Source organism: Rhizobium sp. N324, from assembly GCF_001664485.1.
GTDB lineage: Bacteria > Pseudomonadota > Alphaproteobacteria > Rhizobiales > Rhizobiaceae > Rhizobium.
Genome location: NZ_CP013630.1, coordinates 3,203,537 through 3,220,162 on the forward strand (window position 1 = coordinate 3,203,537; position 16,626 = coordinate 3,220,162).

20 protein-coding genes and 1 tRNA gene are annotated in these 16,626 nt (G+C 59.1%); 9 read left to right on the top strand and 12 right to left on the bottom strand.

The genetic code is table 11. The features are described 5' to 3' along the window. The 5 genes from AMK05_RS15400 to AMK05_RS15420 all read right to left on the bottom strand — a co-directional run bounded on the left by AMK05_RS15400 (window position 1) and on the right by AMK05_RS15420 (window position 5,429). Window positions 1-744, bottom strand: a complete 744-nt coding sequence (locus tag AMK05_RS15400; RefSeq protein WP_064839801.1) for an aspartate/glutamate racemase family protein — start codon at window positions 742-744, stop codon at window positions 1-3. A 1-nt stretch (window position 745) separates the two neighbouring features. Next, the gene (locus tag AMK05_RS15405) at window positions 746-1,567 is read right to left on the bottom strand and encodes an ABC transporter permease (protein WP_064839803.1); all 822 of its coding nucleotides are present in this window, start codon (window positions 1,565-1,567) and stop codon (window positions 746-748) included. 1 nt (window position 1,568) lies between these two features. Then, a complete protein-coding gene (locus AMK05_RS15410; RefSeq protein ID WP_064839804.1) occupies window positions 1,569-2,474 on the bottom strand; it encodes an ABC transporter permease in 906 nt (301 codons plus the stop codon). A 522-nt stretch (window positions 2,475-2,996) separates the two neighbouring features. After that, window positions 2,997-4,295 (bottom strand): ABC transporter substrate-binding protein, encoded by a 1,299-nt coding sequence (locus AMK05_RS15415; RefSeq protein WP_064839807.1) that lies wholly within the window; start codon window positions 4,293-4,295, stop codon window positions 2,997-2,999. 45 nt (window positions 4,296-4,340) lie between these two features. Next, the gene (locus AMK05_RS15420; RefSeq protein WP_064839809.1) at window positions 4,341-5,429 is read right to left on the bottom strand and encodes an ABC transporter ATP-binding protein; all 1,089 of its coding nucleotides are present in this window, start codon (window positions 5,427-5,429) and stop codon (window positions 4,341-4,343) included. Between the two features lie 266 nt (window positions 5,430-5,695). Between AMK05_RS15420 and AMK05_RS15425 the strand changes: the two genes are divergently transcribed. After that, the gene (locus AMK05_RS15425) at window positions 5,696-6,406 is read left to right on the top strand and encodes a GntR family transcriptional regulator (RefSeq protein ID WP_064839811.1); all 711 of its coding nucleotides are present in this window, start codon (window positions 5,696-5,698) and stop codon (window positions 6,404-6,406) included. A 43-nt stretch (window positions 6,407-6,449) separates the two neighbouring features. Here AMK05_RS15425 and AMK05_RS15430 read toward each other — a convergent pair whose 3' ends face one another. Together AMK05_RS15430 and AMK05_RS15435 are read right to left on the bottom strand one after the other, a co-directional pair. Then, window positions 6,450-6,863: a DUF4174 domain-containing protein gene (locus AMK05_RS15430; protein WP_064841396.1), complete on the bottom strand. Its 414-nt coding sequence runs from the start codon at window positions 6,861-6,863 to the stop codon at window positions 6,450-6,452. A 115-nt stretch (window positions 6,864-6,978) separates the two neighbouring features. Continuing rightward, the gene (locus tag AMK05_RS15435) at window positions 6,979-7,362 is read right to left on the bottom strand and encodes a hypothetical protein (RefSeq protein ID WP_064839813.1); all 384 of its coding nucleotides are present in this window, start codon (window positions 7,360-7,362) and stop codon (window positions 6,979-6,981) included. Between the two features lie 351 nt (window positions 7,363-7,713). On the opposite strand from AMK05_RS15435, the gene AMK05_RS15440 reads away from it, so the two are divergent. Continuing rightward, window positions 7,714-7,956, top strand: coding sequence for a hypothetical protein (locus tag AMK05_RS15440; protein ID WP_064839815.1), 243 nt, complete (start codon window positions 7,714-7,716; stop codon window positions 7,954-7,956). 24 nt (window positions 7,957-7,980) lie between these two features. Then, entirely contained in the window at window positions 7,981-8,220 is a 240-nt protein-coding gene (locus AMK05_RS15445; protein ID WP_064839817.1) for a DUF2934 domain-containing protein, read from the top strand. 888 nt (window positions 8,221-9,108) lie between these two features. Here AMK05_RS15445 and AMK05_RS15450 read toward each other — a convergent pair. Beyond that, window positions 9,109-9,303 carry a hypothetical protein gene (locus tag AMK05_RS15450; protein WP_049736280.1) on the bottom strand — a complete coding sequence of 65 codons (195 nt, stop codon included), beginning with the start codon at window positions 9,301-9,303 and terminating at the stop codon, window positions 9,109-9,111. Window positions 9,304-9,427: 124 nt separating this feature from the next. Between AMK05_RS15450 and AMK05_RS15455 the strand changes: the two genes are divergently transcribed. From AMK05_RS15455 to AMK05_RS15465, 3 genes are all read left to right on the top strand, one after another. Then, window positions 9,428-10,153, top strand: coding sequence for a LuxR family transcriptional regulator (locus AMK05_RS15455; protein ID WP_064839819.1), 726 nt, complete (start codon window positions 9,428-9,430; stop codon window positions 10,151-10,153). Between the two features lie 144 nt (window positions 10,154-10,297). Beyond that, window positions 10,298-10,963 (top strand): acyl-homoserine-lactone synthase, encoded by a 666-nt coding sequence (locus AMK05_RS15460; protein WP_064839821.1) that lies wholly within the window; start codon window positions 10,298-10,300, stop codon window positions 10,961-10,963. Next, on the top strand, window positions 10,960-11,151 hold the full coding sequence (locus AMK05_RS15465; RefSeq protein ID WP_003593249.1) for a hypothetical protein: 192 nt from the start codon (window positions 10,960-10,962) through the stop codon (window positions 11,149-11,151). The genes AMK05_RS15460 and AMK05_RS15465 overlap by 4 nt, the downstream gene beginning before the upstream one ends. Window positions 11,152-11,268: 117 nt before the next feature. Here AMK05_RS15465 and AMK05_RS15470 read toward each other — a convergent pair whose 3' ends face one another. After that, the gene (locus AMK05_RS15470) at window positions 11,269-11,637 is read right to left on the bottom strand and encodes a response regulator (RefSeq protein WP_064839823.1); all 369 of its coding nucleotides are present in this window, start codon (window positions 11,635-11,637) and stop codon (window positions 11,269-11,271) included. 220 nt (window positions 11,638-11,857) lie between these two features. On the opposite strand from AMK05_RS15470, the gene AMK05_RS15475 reads away from it, so the two are divergent. Next, a tRNA-Ile gene (locus AMK05_RS15475) sits at window positions 11,858-11,933 on the top strand. 349 nt (window positions 11,934-12,282) lie between these two features. Next, window positions 12,283-13,350, top strand: a complete 1,068-nt coding sequence (locus AMK05_RS15480; RefSeq protein ID WP_064839825.1) for a hypothetical protein — start codon at window positions 12,283-12,285, stop codon at window positions 13,348-13,350. A gap of 78 nt (window positions 13,351-13,428) precedes the next feature. Here AMK05_RS15480 and AMK05_RS15485 read toward each other — a convergent pair whose 3' ends face one another. Continuing rightward, complete coding sequence (locus AMK05_RS15485) at window positions 13,429-14,634, bottom strand: trypsin-like peptidase domain-containing protein (protein WP_064839827.1); 1,206 nt, start codon at window positions 14,632-14,634, stop codon at window positions 13,429-13,431. A gap of 278 nt (window positions 14,635-14,912) precedes the next feature. On the opposite strand from AMK05_RS15485, the gene AMK05_RS15490 reads away from it, so the two are divergent. After that, window positions 14,913-15,122, top strand: a complete 210-nt coding sequence (locus tag AMK05_RS15490; RefSeq protein ID WP_064839829.1) for a hypothetical protein — start codon at window positions 14,913-14,915, stop codon at window positions 15,120-15,122. Between the two features lie 190 nt (window positions 15,123-15,312). Here the strand turns inward: AMK05_RS15490 and AMK05_RS33395 are convergent, their stop codons facing one another. Both AMK05_RS33395 and AMK05_RS36225 read right to left on the bottom strand, forming a co-directional pair. Further along, window positions 15,313-15,777: an ankyrin repeat domain-containing protein gene (locus AMK05_RS33395; protein ID WP_082935673.1), complete on the bottom strand. Its 465-nt coding sequence runs from the start codon at window positions 15,775-15,777 to the stop codon at window positions 15,313-15,315. A 2-nt stretch (window positions 15,778-15,779) separates the two neighbouring features. Continuing rightward, window positions 15,780-15,983, bottom strand: coding sequence for a hypothetical protein (locus tag AMK05_RS36225; protein ID WP_442966234.1), 204 nt, complete (start codon window positions 15,981-15,983; stop codon window positions 15,780-15,782). Window positions 15,984-16,626 lie beyond the last annotated feature (643 nt).

The window sequence follows — 16,626 nt, forward strand, 5'->3', positions numbered from 1 at the left end:
TCAGCCCGGCCTTCCGGCCGGCGAGAAGGCGCTCATCGCGCCGGTGAAGGCTTTCGGCAGCGGCGAGGCGTAGGAGCCGCGCTTGCTGGTGGAAAGCCCGAGCGACACCAGCGCCTCGGCCTGCTTGACGGCGGCCGAGACACCGTCGACGACGGGCACGCCGTAGATATCCTGCAATTCCCTAGCCAGATCCGTCATGCCGGCGCAGCCGAGCACGATCGCCTCGGCGCCGTCTTCTTCAAGCGCCCGCTCGATCTCTGCCCTGAGCTTGCCGATCGCGCCCGATGCCGCATCTTCGAGCTCCAGCACCGGAATGTCGGAGGCGCGCACCTTGGCGCGCTCACCCATGCCGTAGCGGCGCACCAGATTGTCGATCAGCACCCGCGACCGTTCGAGCGTCGTCACCACGGTGAAACGCTGCGCCAGGAAGCCGGCCGTTGCGACGGCGGATTCGCAGAGCCCGAGGATCGGCACGTCGGCGAAGCTGCGCGCCGCTTCGAGCCCGGTATCGTCGAAGCAGGCAATGACGGCCGCGTCGTAGCCGGCCGCCTGTCGTTCCTTCAGTTCGGAAAGCAGGCCCGGGATCGCCAGCGCTCCGTCGTAATGGCCTTCGATGGAGACAGGCCCCATCGGCGAGGTGGCGGCGATGATCTCGGTGCCGGATGCGGCCACCGCGCGCGCCGCGCGCGCCGCCTTCTCGGTCATGGAGGCGGTGGTGTTCGGATTGACGATGAGAATGCGCATGTCAGTTGATCTTTGCCTGCCGCCGGCCGAGCATGATCATGATGCCGAGCGCGACGAGAATGATGGTGAAGGAAAACAGTGTCGTCACCGTGCCGAGCGCATAGAGCACCGGCGTCGTGACATTGGTGGTCATGCCGTAGATTTCGAGCGGCAGCGTGTTGTAGCTGCCCGAGGTCATCAGCGTGCGGGCGAATTCGTCATAGGAGAGCGTGAAGCCGAACAGACCGACGCCGATCAGGCTCGGCGCGATCATCGGCAACACGACATGGCGGAAGGTCTGCCAGGAGCTGGCGCCGAGGTCGCGCGCCGCCTCCTCATAGGCCGGCGAGAAGCGGTTGAAAACGGCAAACATGATCAGCACACCGAAGGGCAGCGTCCAGGTGAGATGCGCGCCGAAGGCCGAGGAATACCAGGCGGGCTTCAGCCCGCCCTCCTGGAAGACGACGCCGATGCCGAGCGAGACGATGATCGACGGCACGACGAGGCTGGCAACCGTGGCATAGAACAGCGCGGTCGAGCCGCGGAAACGGCGGCGGAAGGCAAGGCCGGCGAGCAGCGACACGGTGACGGTCACGACCATCACCATCAGCCCGAGGGTGAAGGAACGGCGGAAAGAGGCGCCGAAATCGCCGACTGCCTGCTTTTCGAACAGGTTGAAGAACCAGTGGGTGGAAACGCCGTTCATCGGGAAGGTCAGGCCGCCGTCCGGCCCCTGGAAGGAGAGGATCAGGATCGCCGAGAGCGGGCCGTAGAGGAACAGCACGAAGACGGCGAAGAAGATCGCCAGAAGATAGAATTCCAGGCCGCGTTTTTCGTGGTTCATCTCAAAGCTCCTTGCGGATATCGACGACACGCAGGATGGCGGCGACCATCAAGAGCACGACGGCAAGCAGCACCACGGCATTGGCGGCCGCCGCCGGATATTGTAGCAGCGACATCTGGTTCTTCATCATCAGCGCCACCGAGGCGCTCTGGCCGCCGGACATCACCTGCACCGTCGAGAAATCGGCCATGACGAGGGTGACGACGAAGATCGTGCCGATCGCCATGCCGGGTTTGGCGAGCGGAATGACGACGTTCCACAGCACCTGCCAGCCGGATGCGCCGGCATCACGCGCCGCCTCGAACAGCGACCGGTCGATGCGCATCAGCGTGTTGAAGATCGGCGTCACCATGAACAGCGTGTAGAGATGCACCATGGCGAGCACGACGGCGAAATCGGAATAGAGCAGCCATTCGATCGGCTGCGGGACGATACCCATTTTGATCAGCGACGAATTGACGAGGCCATTACGCCCGAGCACCGGGATCCACGAGATCATGCGGATGATGTTCGAGGTCATGAACGGCACGGTGCAGACGAGGAAGAGGATCATCTGCGTCGAGGTCTTGCGGATATGGAAGGCCAGAAAATAAGCGACCCAGAAACCGATGAGAAGCGTCAGCCCCCAGACGATGGCGGTGAATTTCAGCGTGTTGAGATAGGTCTTCCAGGTTACCCATGAACCGAGCGTATCGGTATAGTTCATGGTGAGGAAGTCGGGATAGAGGCCAGCGAAATCATAATCCCAAAAGCTGACGACCGCGATCATGGCAATCGGCAGCAGGAAGAAGAAGCCGAGAATGGCGATCAGCGGTGTCGCCTGGAGATAGGAGATGGCCGAGGGGGAGAGGCGGAAGGCGCGGCTGCCGCGGCTATCCTCTTCCGTTTCTGCTGCGATGGTTGCCAAGTCAGGTTCTCCGATCTGATTACGACAGGTGGACGGAGGCGCGTGCAGCCCCCTCATCCGCCTGCCGGCACCTTCTCCCCGCTGGGGAGAAGAGGAATCGCGGCAGCGCCTGGGCCACCGCGAAGCTTGCTTTCGAATGGAGAGGTTCAAAAAGACCCCTCCCCAACCCTCCCCACAAGGGGGAGGGAGTTTCTTTGCCGCATCGCCTTCCGGCTCCCTCCCCCTTGTGGGGAGGGTTGGGGAGGGGAAAGCGGCAACCGCTGACGCGGCGATGAACTTGCAGTACGCGACCCCAGCCGCGAACTCGCGCTTCTCCCCAGCGGGGAGAAGATGCCCGAAGGGCAGATGAGGGGGCGGAGCGAAGCGACATCTTGAGTATCAGCGAAAGACAATGCTCAAGAAAAGACCCCTCCCCAACCCTCCCCACAAGGGGGAGGGAGTTTCTTTGCCGCACAGCCTCCGGACTCCCTCCCCCTTGTGGGGAGGGTTGGGGAGGGGAAAGCGGCAATCGCCGACTTTGCCTTACGCCGCGATGAACTCGTTCCAGCGGCGGACCATGTAGCGGTCTTCGTCCATGACCGAGTTCCAGCAGGCGACGGCGCCCATGCGGGCTTCGAAGGCGCCGCCGTCGCGCACGGCTCCGGCCTTCTCCATGACCTTGCCCTCGGGCGACAGGATGTCGCCCTGCGCCGGCTTGCCCTCGATCCAGTAGCCCCATTCGTCTGCCGACATGAAACCCTTGGCAGTGTCCATGCAGGCGGAATAGTAGCCCTGGCGGTTGAGATAGCCGCCGACCCAGCCTGATGTGTACCAGTTGATGTACTCGTAAGCCGCGTCGAGCTCGGCGCCCTTCAGGTGCGAGGCAAGGCCGAGACCGCCGCCCCAGGCGCGGTAGCCTTCCTTGAGCGGCTGGAAGGTGCAGGCGATGCCCTTGGAGCGGACGGCGGCGACGGCCGGCGACCACATCGACTGGATGACGACTTCGCCCGAGGCCATCAGGTTGACCGACTCGTCGAACGACTTCCAGAAGGCGCGGAACTGGCCGTCGCCCTTGGTCTTGATCAGGAATTCGATCGTCTTGTCGATCTCTTCCTTCGTCATGTTGCCCTTGTCGGCATATTTGATCTTGCCGGCGGCTTCCATGATCATCGCCGCATCCATGATGCCGATCGACGGAATGTTGAGGATCGCGGTCTTGCCCTTGAAGGCCGGATCGAGAATATCGGCCCAGCTGGTGATCGGACGGCCGGTAAGGTCGGGGCGGATGCCGAGCGTATCGGCGTTATAGATGGTGGGAACCATCGTCATCCACTGGGTCGGTTCCTTGGCGAATTTCTTGGAACCCTGCGCCTCGACGAAGCCGACCGTGTGCGGCGCTGTGCCCTGGGCGATGACGCTGTCCGGCTTCAGCTTGCCGTTGATGAACAGCGGCACGATCTTGTCGTAATATTTCAGCTTCTTGACGTCCATCGGCTGCAGCACGCCTGTCGGGAACACCTTCTTGGCGATCCAGTATTCGATATCGGCAATGTCGTAGCTGTCGGGCTGGGTGACGGCGCGCTGGGCGGCGGCGTCGGAATCGGTCGCCGTCATCTCCAGCGTGATGCCGAGATCGGCCTTGCACTTCTCGGCGATGGCATTGATGTTCGAAACGCCGGTGCCGAACTGGCGAAGCGTGATGTTCGTCTTCGCCCAGATTGTCGGGAAGCCGGTGATCGCGCCGGAGCCGGCGATGGCGCCGACGGCGGCGGCACCCGTCTTCAGCAGCGTGCGGCGGGAAAGACCCTTCCCAGCCTTGGTCGATGTCATCTCAGTCGTCATGTCAGTTCCCCTTTTTGTTGATGCGGAAGGATGGATGGTGATGGTTCATGCGGAAGAGCGGCCGAGAAGAACGGCATCCTCGAGCGCCCAGCTGAGCGCGACGGCATCGCCGACCGAAACCGGCCGGGCGAAATAGTCGCTGTCGTCTGATATGACGGTGAAGTCGTCGCTGCCGGCGCCGGTAACGGTGATCTTCACCGAGGAGCCGCGATATTCGACGTTGGAGACGGTGCCGTTGAAGCCGAGCGTCCATTCGGTCGCCACCTGCAGGCGCACGCGGTCGGTGCGGATGCCGATATCGACCAGTTCGCCGACCTCCCTGCCCGCCCCGCGCACGGAAAAGCTCTGCCCCTCCGGCACGGTCATGACGAGCACGCCGTTCTCGCTGGAGGTCACCCGGCCCGACAGCACGTTGTGATCGCCCATGAAGCGGGCGACAAAGGCGGTTGCCGGCTTCTCGAACACTTCGCGGGGCGCGGCCGCCTGCTCGATCCGGCCGTCATTCATGATGACCATGATATCGGCGAGCGCCATCGCCTCTTCCTGGCTGTGGGTGACATGGACGAAGGTGATGCCGAGCGACTTCTGCAGCTTCTTGAGTTCGGCGCGCATGCGGATCTTCAGGAATGGATCGAGCGCCGACAGCGGCTCGTCGAGCAGCAGCGCCTCCGGATCGGTGATCAGCGCGCGCGCCAGCGCCACACGCTGCTGCTGGCCGCCGGAAAGCTGGGCCGGGCGCCTGGAGGCATAGGGCTCCATCTGCATCAGCTTCAGCAAGTCAAGCGCCTTGGCCCGCCGCTCGGCCTTATCGACGCCCTTCATCTTCAGGCTGAAGGCGACATTGTCGATGAGATCGAGATGCGGAAACAGCGCATAGGACTGGAACATCATCGCCGTGCCGCGCCTGGCCGGCGGAAAATCGGTGACGACTGTATTGCCGAGCCGGATATCGCCCGACGAAATGCTCTCATGGCCAGCAATCATGCGCAGCGTCGAGGTCTTGCCGCAGCCCGACGGGCCGAGGAAGCAGCAATAGGCGCCGGCCGGAATTTTCAGGCTGATGGCATGGACGGCCGTTGTCGCCCCATAGACCTTCGAAACGGATACTATATCGATCTCTGCCGCTTTCGACATCATGCCTTCCCCTGTTTGGAAAAGACGATGCATCTGCCGTGCCAGATTCCGTTGCACCAACCAAACCATTGTGAAACAACAGTTTTATCGATGATCCATCGATGAGGTAAAATTATGGGCAAGGCAGTGTCTGCACATGATTTAGGCTATCGTGCTCAATTTGTGCAGAAAATCGTATACAATTCCCTCGGCTTTTCGGGCACAAATTCCGTTTAACTTTTGCCGCGAAGCCGGATATGGTTTGCCCGCCATCAGGGAATGATTTCATGAAATCCGCCGCCAAGGCTATGCAGGCCGAAGAATCCGCCGAAACCGGCGCGCAACAGATCCGCGACGCCATTCGCGAGGCGATCGTCGAGCGCCGGCTTTCACCCGGCACCAAACTTTCGGAAAGCGATGTCGGCAATCTGTTCAACGTCAGCCGCACGCTCGCCCGCGCCGCCCTGCAGGCGCTCTCGTATGAGGGCCTCGTCAGCGTCGAGAAGAACCGCGGCGCCTTCGTCGCCTATCCCTCGCCGGAGGAGGCCCGCCAGATCTTTTCCGCCCGCCGCCTGGTCGAACCCGGCATATTGCGTGAGGCGGCGGCGCGGATCACCGCGGATGATATCAGCCAGCTGAAACAGCTGTTGCTGGAGGAAGGCCGGCTGATGAGCGAACGCGGCCAGACGGCGCGACGCGCCGAGATCAAGGCGTCGGGCGATTTCCATCTGATGCTGGCGGAGATCTCAGGCAATGCAATCATGCAGCGCTTCATGGAAGAGCTCGTGGCCCGCTCATCCCTGGTGATTGCCCTTTACGGCCAGTCCACCGCATCGAGCTGCGGCCATTCCGAACATGGCGAGATCATCTCGGCGATCGAAAGCAACGACCTCGACCGCGCCTGCCGGCTGATGCTGCATCACATCGCCCATATCGAGACCGATCTCGACCTGCGCGAACGCAAGAGCCTCGGGCTCAAGGAAGCCTTCGAGCTTTAAGAAGCAGGAGACATCGGACGCACGTCACGCGGAGTTCCGAACCCTACCAAGGCGTCTGCTTCGGCAGCATCTCGAGGGCCGCGAAAATATCCTCCGCGGGCCTCGGCTCGCTCGAGCGCAGTTTCACGGTTCCGTCGCGACCGATCAGGATTAGCCCGAACTCGCCGGACGGCGGCCCCTGCAGCCGCTCTCTGACCTCGTCGGCATCAAGTTCGGAGCCGTCGTCGAGCAGCGAGAAAGCGCCGCCGCCGGCGATGATGAAAACCTCGATGTCTTCCTCGATGAGACGCATATGCGCGTTCCGCAGCCATTCGTCCTGGATGACGGCGCGGTCGTCCTGCGCATCGGCAAAGATGATCAGCACCCGCTTCCTGTCGCGAAACTGCTCGAGCGATTGCGGAAGTTCCGGCTCACGCCGCGGCGTGCCGATGATTTCTTGAACGATGGATTTCAGCATGGTGCTCATTCCTCACCCGCACGGGCGGCGGGCATGCCAGTAAACGGCTGGCAATCGGCGAGGTTCCGCCAGGAAGCGGAAAAGGATCGCAGCCGGGGCCGCGATCCTTTTTCCGTCAGTCGCGGCTCTGATCTTCGGCTGCATGAGCCGAAACGGCCACGAGATCGACCGTGCCGTTGGCAAGAAGGCGCTTGCGCACCAGCACGCGCATGACGCGCGCCGCCGTCGAAAAGGTCATCTGGTCGAGCGGGCCTTCGCCCTCCCACGGCTTGGTCAGCCGCTCGGTGACGGCGCCGACGATATTCATCGGCACGATGTCGGTGCATTCGCGCATGGCTTCGAAAACGAAGCTGATCGGGATGACGCGTCCTTCGTGGGTCACGATCGGCTCGGTCACTTCGCTGTCCCATTCCTCGAAGGCATAGAGCGCTTCGCGAAACAGCTGCTGGAGGGTAAACGGCGCGTGGCCGTCATGAAGTGGCGGCAGGGCATTCATCATGTCTGTCTCCTCTTGATGGGTTGAGGCCAAAGTCCTCCGGTATCGGTCGCGCCAACGCGGGGAACGGACGTTTTTTGCTGCCCCTGCGAACCGATTAACACGATTGATTCTATAGACTAACGCGCCGGGGTAAAGCCCATTTATCGGCCTTCGCGGAAGCCAATTCCATAAGGCGCTGATTTTCTTGCGTGTTTTAGGCGAAATTTTCGTCACCGCCACCTTTGCTGAAAATCCATGCCCCAGCCCCTGGATCGCCCCACAATGGCGAAAAAACGCTGCAAATTCACGGAACTTTTGCCGCTGTAATCTGTTTTGTTCTCACATTTCGAAAACAGTCTGGGGTAATCACCAATGACGCAAATCCGTGAACCGGAGCGCCGAAGCAGGATCCTGCGCGGCCGTCCCTACAGCCTTGACGAATTCGCCTCCAAATACGGCCTGGGCGGCGAGCAGGCTGAAAGCCTCTTTACCCGTTTCGGGCCGTCCTCGATCGAACTGGACCTGCTGATGGCCGCCAAGCGCCGCTTGCCGGTTCGGGAAGACGGGCCGGTTCCGCAGGACAGGCCGGTTCCGCAGGACGGAATTGCCGAATAACGCCTTCACGAATGGAATGGGTAAATGAGCGACAGACGTCACGAATGGATCAGCAAAAGAGCCTACGCGATCTGGGAAGAACAGGGCCGCCCCGACGGCCGTGATGACGATCACTGGCGCCAGGCGGTGGCCGAACGCAATGCACTGGAACGCACGCAAGCCTCTATCGACGGCCGCGAGGTGCTGGTGAAATTTCGCCCGAAGCAGCCGAAGCCGGAAATACCGCTCCAGGACTGGATCAATCCGTCGACCAAGGTTGGATGATATCGGCTGGTGCGGTGGCCGGCCTCGTCCTTCGAGGCCCCTACGGGGCACCTCAGGATGAGGGCGGAGAGAGGTTGCGGCAGCTCTCATCGGAGAACGCAGCACCCTGCCCCCGATAGTCTAGCAGCAGGGCACAACAACGTGGGCGGAGAGAGGGCGCGGCTTGCCCCTCGGAGAGCGGAGCAGCACGCTAGAGCCCAGCAGCACGCTACAGCCCAGTCTGCAAAACGCGACATACCGATCAGCCCACCAGCCACGCGGCACAACAATTAGCCCTCATGGTGAGGAGGCCCGCAGGGCCGTCTCGAACCACGAGGGCCGGTGGCATGCCGATACGCTTCAGCGCCGGTGGCCTACGGGGCACCTCAGGATGAGCGGAGAGAGGTTGCGGCTTGCCCTAACCGGATAACGCGGCGCCCTCCCCCCGATAGCCCAGCCGCAGGGCACAACAATTAGCCCTCATGGTGAGGAGGCCCGCAGGGCCGTCTCGAACCACGAGGGCGGGTGATGACCGCGCTCCCCTGCGGGGCACATCAGGATGCAGGCGGAGAGAGATGCCGCAGCTTGCATGAGCGGAGCGAGCGTTGGCGCCGCTGTCGCGGGAAAGTGTCGGCAATGGCACAGTCTAGCCGTGTCAACGACACGCCACAGCGCCCGCTGGTAACGTTTCGTCAAGCATAATGGCACAAATCGAGGGAGTATGAGCTTTCCCTCTGCCCGCCCGTGACAAAGCCGCTCGACACTTTCTTCGCAAAATCGGAAACGGATGAGCATGAAAACGTGGTCGCCGACGGGACACGAATTTCATCTTGCCGTGGCCGATCCTGGTGCCTAGCCGATCCAGTCAATATCGGGAAAAGCCTGAAACACCCGCCGGGGCGGGCCATGTCAGAAAACGTTGTTATCAACGCAAAGCGCCCGGTGGACCTCGGTCCAGAACAGGGCTAGCGGGGTGTCGCCGTTGCGTTCGGCAACGAGCGCGCGGATCAGCGCTTCGGAGCCCGCCATGTCCTGCCAGCTGGACTTCAGGCCCTTGGCGGCCTGTTGGCATTCGGCAATCTCGAAGGGTCTCTTGCTGTCCATATGAGGTCTCCTCGTGGAAAGGCGCTAGCAGACGGAGCCGGGATTGTCATTCCCCGCATATGTGGGGATGCCTTGTATTTATGACGGTCCTCACGGTAGGATTGAGGGAATTGGGGCAGTGGAAATGATCGAGAATACCTATAGCGAAAAGTTCGAACCCGCCTTCGAACAGATCAAGGCGGCGGCCAATGTGGATGCGGCCATCCGCATTCTGCAGGCGGAATACGGCCTCGATTTCGTCACCTACCACCTCGCCCAGACAATCGCCAGCAAGATCGATTCGCCCTTCGTGCGCACCACCTATCCGGATGCCTGGGTCTCCCGCTACCTGCTGAACAGCTATGTCAAGGTCGACCCGATCGTCAAGCAGGGCTTCGAACGCCAGTTGCCCTTCGACTGGAGCGAGGTCGAGCCGACGCCGGAGGCCTATGCCATGCTGGTCGACGCCCAGAAGCACGGCATCGGCGGCAACGGCTACTCCATTCCCGTCGCCGACAAGGCGCAGCGCCGGGCGCTGCTGTCGGTGAATGCCCGCATCCCGGTCGACGACTGGAACGAACTCGTCCGCCGCTGCCGCAACGAATGGATCGAGATCGCCCATCTGATCCATCGCAAGGCCGTCTATGAGCTGCACGGCGAGAACGACCCGGTGCCGGCCTTGTCGCCGCGCGAGATCGAGTGCCTGCACTGGACGGCACTCGGCAAGGATTACAAGGATATCTCGGTCATTCTGGGCATATCCGAGCACACCACCCGCGATTATCTGAAGACCGCCCGCTTCAAGCTCGGCTGCGCCACGATCTCGGCCGCTGCCTCGCGGGCCGTGCAATTGCGCATCATCAATCCATAGTCTCTGGTTGGCGCATCTCGTGACGCCAGCCCTCATACTTTTGGGCTAATCCCCCCATCTGAGGGGGCCCATCTGAGGGAATTTCCGATCCGGCCCGCCTGAACCATTCTGCTCTCCACGGACTTGCAAACGCTGGAGGGCAAAATGTTCGTTATCATTCAGGCACATGAGTATCAGAAATACGCTGCCGTACTCGATCAGATGTTTCGCCTGCGCAAGAAGGTGTTCGCCGATACGCTCGGCTGGGACGTCCCTGTCGTCGGCCCCTACGAGCGCGACAGCTACGATGCGCTGGCCCCGGCCTACCTCGTCTGGTGCAACGACAGCCGCACCCGTCTTTATGGCGGCATGCGCCTGATGCCGACGACCGGCCCGACCCTTCTCTACGATGTCTTCCACGAGACGTTTCCGGATGCCGCCGATCTTATCGCGCCGGGCATCTGGGAGGGAACGCGCATGTGCATCGACGAAGAGGCGATCGCCAGGGATTTTCCCCAGATCGACGCCGGCCGCGCCTTTTCGATGATGCTGCTGGCGCTCTGCGAATGCGCGCTCGACCACGGCATCCACACGATGATTTCCAACTACGAGCCCTATCTCAAGCGCGTCTACAAGCGCGCCGGCGCCGAAGTGGAAGAACTCGGCCGCGCAGACGGCTACGGCAAGTACCCCGTCTGCTGCGGCGCCTTCGAAGTGTCGGACCGCGTGCTGCGCAAGATGCGCACCGCCCTCGGCCTGACCCTACCCCTTTATGTCAGACATGTTCCGGCCCGCTCGGTCGTGACGCAATTCCTGGAGATGGCAGCATGAACCGCCTCGCTGAAACCGCAATACAGAAAGATATCGGCGCCCTGGAGCGCCACGTGCTCGCCTCCCGCGACATCGCCACGCAGATCGGAGATCCCTTCCTCTCCTATCTCCTCTCGATGGCGCTGTTCACGATCTACGAGAAGAAGGCCCACCACGAGAACGAGGCGCTGAAGAGCAGCTTCAGCTGAGGGCGCGACCCCCTCCGCACGCCTGAAGACGAGCATGTCTCCCGGCGCCTCGCGCGCAGCCGCAAAACCTGTCCCCGTTTTGCGGCTGCGCGCCCCTTCATGTCATCGGCGATCCAGTCACGTCATCAGCGAATCGATCGTCGAGATCAGCGCGTCGTGCATATAAGGCTTCGGCAGGAAGGCGGTATTGGCCGGCAGCGCCATGGGGTCGAGCCGCACCATGCCCGAGGTGATGATAATGCCGATATTCGGCCGCATCGCCCTCACCCGCTTGGCAAGCTGGATCCCGTCCATCGAACCGGCCATGTTGACGTCGGTGAACAAGATATCGACATCCGGCCGCCCCTTCAGCACCACCATCGCCTCGTCGGCATTCGCCGCCTCCAGCGCCACATGGCCGACATCTTCAAGCACATCGAGAACATTGAACCGGATCAGCGGCTCGTCCTCGACGATAAGCACCACGGCACTGTTCAACGCCACCATCTGCGATCGCCCTCTTCATCGAATCCAATCTCTGTAATTGTCGTCCGCGCGAGAAGGTTCCAGTACCGGCGCCGATGAAATATGCATCGTCCACAGATGCTTGCGCTCTGCGCTTGTGGCTCCCTGCAATTTGCGTTAGAGCGAACCGATGCTGCGGGAACCATTGCCCCGGCATCCAGGCGCCGGCCTCCGGCGCCAAGGCGCCTCCCATTGGCGTCAAGGGCCTGTAGCTCAATGGTTAGAGCCGGCGGCTCATAACCGCTTGGTTGGGGGTTCGAGTCCCTCCGGGCCCACCAATTTTCTTGTTTTAAGGGATTTGACGAGGTGGTTAGCCTTTGGTTCAGCGCCATTGTAGCCGGACGCGAAAAACCGGAATTTTGACACCAGGTTCCGGAATTTTTGGAAATCTTTCCAAGCCTCCTCGAAGCCGGTTCGGAGCATGCTTGATCACTCTTCAAGCAGGAGCTTTGAGATTGAACCCGGTAAAAGTACGCCAACAAGAGACCGCTTGCGCGGGCACTCCTAAAATGTCGTGGTTGTGTTTCGACGGTGTGGCGATCGTCACGAAATGCGATTTCCGATAAACACGTGACCGCTGTAAAAGTACGCCCATTCGGCAATCAAAACTATCACAGAGAGTTCACGATGACATTGATCGCAAGTTTTATGTGGAGAGGCTTTTACTTTGCGTTCGGCGACACCTTGATCACGACCGGGACAAGAATCCACGAAGATATCCCGATACCAACTCAGAACCTCCCGAATGAGACAGAACAAATTGAAGGAAGCGAAATCCGGGTTGCAGGCCTGACAAGGAAAATTTTCACGATCGGCCCTCATCTTGTGTTCGGATGGAGCGGGCCGATGGCAAACTTTGAAGATGGGCTTCGATATCTATACGCAGCCCCACTTGATGAACCTTCATCGCTGCAGGTTTTGCAAGCTATCTTGAACGATTCGGGACTTCCGAAAGATCGGGCGTCAGCTTGGTTCATCTACGCGTTCACGCGCGATGGAGCGATAGTGGGATTTAGCCACAACATGCGGAAAATTGCCCAGGAGAAAGACGGAATAATATCTGTTTCTGGTTCGGGAGCTGAGTCGTTCCGCGAGAGACTAGAAATAGGCAGTGCCGCCAACATAGACGCGATATCTCTATTTAACCACGCACTGAACACTCAAGCTCGTTATCTGATCGAACAACATCGCCAAGGCCGTCATCTCGACAAAGGATTTGGAGGCGCATTCGAATTCATTTTAAGTGAAAATGGCTCTTTTGTCAGTTTTGATCGAGTGATGATTGTCTATCGTGATTATTGGGACGTCGAGGAGCAAAACGAAGTCCGCAAGGATGTGAAAAACGTTTCCCGTGTCGGCAACACTTTCAGCAAAATTGATGCTGTCTACTATATGACCCATGTTGACTATGCACTGATAGTGGGTCGGTGGTTTCCCGGTTCACACAAGATGTTTTGGGCAGCTCCCCCGTTTTCAGAGGGACAAGCGTTAGCTGGCACCCCGCGGTTTGGGGTAGATCATGTATTTGAGGTGATGTCGCACCATAGCGGCAGGCGGTCCACGGTGTTCAATCGAGTGCCGGAAGAATACGATTTCGAAGTGATCGGGGAAGACACTCGACTGACCTTCCCAATGACGCTCCCTGAGGACTTAGAGACCGCACTTCGCGAGGATATTGGTGCGAAGGCTCGATAGATTCGACTGCAACGGAGGTCGCGGCCTTCACTTCGTCATCATGTTGCGAGCGAGTTTGCTCGTTGAAGACTTTCTGTTTTACTTAATCCCTAACTCCACACCTTTAGTCGCCTTCGGCCGGCCAATCGTATCCTTGAGCCAGCATTCGTTTTTTTTGGGAACGTAGGAAAACGCCTTGCAAGCATTGTCGCCGATACAGGCGGTGAAACATTGCAGATAGTTGCTGCCTCTTAGGCGTTTGTAGTCACCGCCGGGAAGATCGATGCCAGAATAGCTCGTGAAATCAGACACGATCACATCGGCTGCCTTTGACGATGCATAGGCGGCGACCGCGTCCGAATTCCGTATCAGGGCAACAATATTATCTTTCAGGAAGCAAACGCTGTGCTTCGTATTGTAGGTAATCGCCTTGCACTGGCTGTCGCCTTCCCAAATCTCGTGGCACCCCGAATAAGTGACATCCTTGACGGCTCGGTAATCGAAGCCGATCGCGTCGTAGCCGCGAGCATCGATGAATGAAGCAGTTGGTTGCGCTGGGAGATTGGTCGTGGCGCTTGGTGTGTTGGTCGACGCCTGTTCCTGCTGCTCGCCGTAGCAGAGAATCTGGAACACCGAGGGCGTGATTATGTCAGCCAAGTCGGCTGTCGAGATCGGCTGCTGGTCTGCCGCCTTGTCGCCGGATTGCCCTGTGATGCTCTGAGACTGCAGGAAGAGGTCGGCAACCGAGGCACGGATAGCGAAGTTCACGTTCTGCGCCGTGATACCGATCTCATCCGCGATTCCTTTCGACAGCGTCGCGCTGGTGATGCCCATAAGAAAGCCGTCGCGGTCAACGACCGGGCCACCGGAATTACCGGGCTGGATCGGTGTTGAAATCTGGATGTACCGGGTGTCATTTCGAAGCCCGGCGAGGGCATTCACGTTGCCTGTGGTGACCTTGACCGAATCCGACAGCAATGTCCCCAGCGGGAAGCCTATGGCAACGATGTCTTCGCCGACCCGCGTTGGAGCGTGACGGAAGACAAGAGGCTTCAACGGCTCCGCGGCGTTGACCTTCACCAACGCCAAATCATTCGTGGCGTCGATGCGGGGATCGGAGGCGTCTCCCTTGCCTTTCACCTCGATGCGCTTGCAAGCCTGGACGACGTGCGCATTTGTCAGCAGCCATCCATCGGTGGTCACTGCGAAGCCGGTCCCTGATGACGTCGGGCCGTCGGCAAGACATGTGGAAGCAAGGACCGCGGAAAACACAGCGCTCAAGATTACGCGAAACACGGCTGCCATCAGTATATCCCCAGTTGACCGGAGATTAAGCCTTTGCCCGGGTGCTTTTCAACCAACTCTTGCGGTCAGGCTTAATGCCATAACCATGCAGGGTCCCCGCCACCTTTGAGCGATCGGATCATTCAACTTCCATACATCCAGGTCGGATAAGTGAGCTTCCCGGCCTGAACATTCACGTCGGTCGCATGAGCAGACCGATCGCCGAGCCACCTGCCTTTCGATAGAAGTTGTGGTACTTATTAATGGATGTCGTTGTTCTCGGGAGGGGGTAGCAATTCATGGTCGTGCACACGGATATGACTAGCGACGAATGGAAGTGGCTTGTGCGCCTTTGCCAACACGAAGCGGATAGCATTCCTAAAGAAATCGAAGCGCGGTTTACCGCACTTGGTCTATTGGGGCCAAATGGTCTTTCGGACAACGCCAGGAATTTGGTTCAAAATGAACTGCTGGCTGAGCGGCGGAACAGACTGCAAGGGCTTCACTGAGTGATTCAGGCCCTTAGTAACTGCAAGACCGCCCATCACTCGGTCTGAACCCATCCGCACAGGCCGGGTTGAGCGGGCGGCTCTCGTGATAGTAACCGCCGCCGATCGAGGAGGTCTGGTCGAGATCGGATGACGCGCAGGCAGTCAACGTAAATTAGCTCGAACAGAGATCAACACTTGCCGCTTTGCGCTATTTCCCCTTAAGTATGTCTAATATCTTAGGGTCATTTATTTTTCGCGCTATATCGAGCGCAGAAGAATTGCTGCTATCCACGTCATGCAGCCTAGCTCCTCTGTCGATTAAAAACTCTACGCTATCGTAGTCTCCAACGCCAGTGGCCATCATCAATGGTGTGTATCCATATGAGTTTCCGATGTTTACGTCAGCTCCCATGTATACAATTGCTTTAACCCACAAGCTTTGAAGCAGCTTTGGGCAATCTACGGCATCCGCTGCTGACAGCAATGGAGTCGCGCTTCTGACTCCATCGAAATGGACACGGTTTATATCATCTCCATCAAAGATATGCCCCAAAGACCAGAAAACATTACCAGCACAAACAGCTTCGTCAATACTTTCATATCTTTGCCAAGGCTTAGTCAGCCATACAATGGCTGCAAATAATAAACCGAAAGAAATCAATATTTTCCGCATTTTCAGTTACCATCAAAGGTCCGGAATGACGGTTGCTGGCCAACCCTAAAGGCCCTAAAGCCCCAGTTAGTTGTTCCGATCACCGCAGGAAATCCGACCGTGCCTGTAGTAACGCCCAAGCCAGTCACCACTGACACATGTCCAGTCGCCGTAGCGGAATGATGCTCAATTGCGGCAATATCTTCTGGCCGAGGGGTATTGGTCACCGACCAACCATCTATCTGTTTTGACGGGTTTGCCCAATCTGCAGCAGTTGGAGGATAGGACGTAATCCGACCTTGTGTTAGCGGCAGCTCGACTCCAGCAGAAGTTACGGCGTCCGCAAGAAGAAAAAACAGAAATTGCGTAAAAATGTATGCGGTATGTGATGCTTGTTATTTCATTATAGCCCCTGCGTGAATCATGCACTCGCGACCAACCATGGGTTTTGCAGCCGCCTTCGTCAACTCCCTCATCCACAAGTCCGAAGTTTAACCTCACGCGAAAACTTCGCCAGACTCAGTCCACGCAACTTTCTATTTAAAACCCTGCGTCATGGTTTCGGTTCGATCGCCACATTGATCTGGCCGCGCACAGAAATGAAACCATCCCCGGTTGTCGCCGCGCTGCATGTTGACTTTATTGGTCATGCCGATAATTTTGCAATCCTCTGCGATTGTTTCACGACGCTTGGGCAACTCCTTGAGGCGATGTCATAATAGCACCTTCTGAGCTTTTTGGACCTGCTCGTCCCCGAAGCGCTCTCATCAAGGTGGGCGACAGTGAAATGCGCGACTGGACGAAACGGTACAACCATAGAGTCGACAGGTCGCAGTTCTCGATGAAGAGACGTTTTAATACTGCAAGACC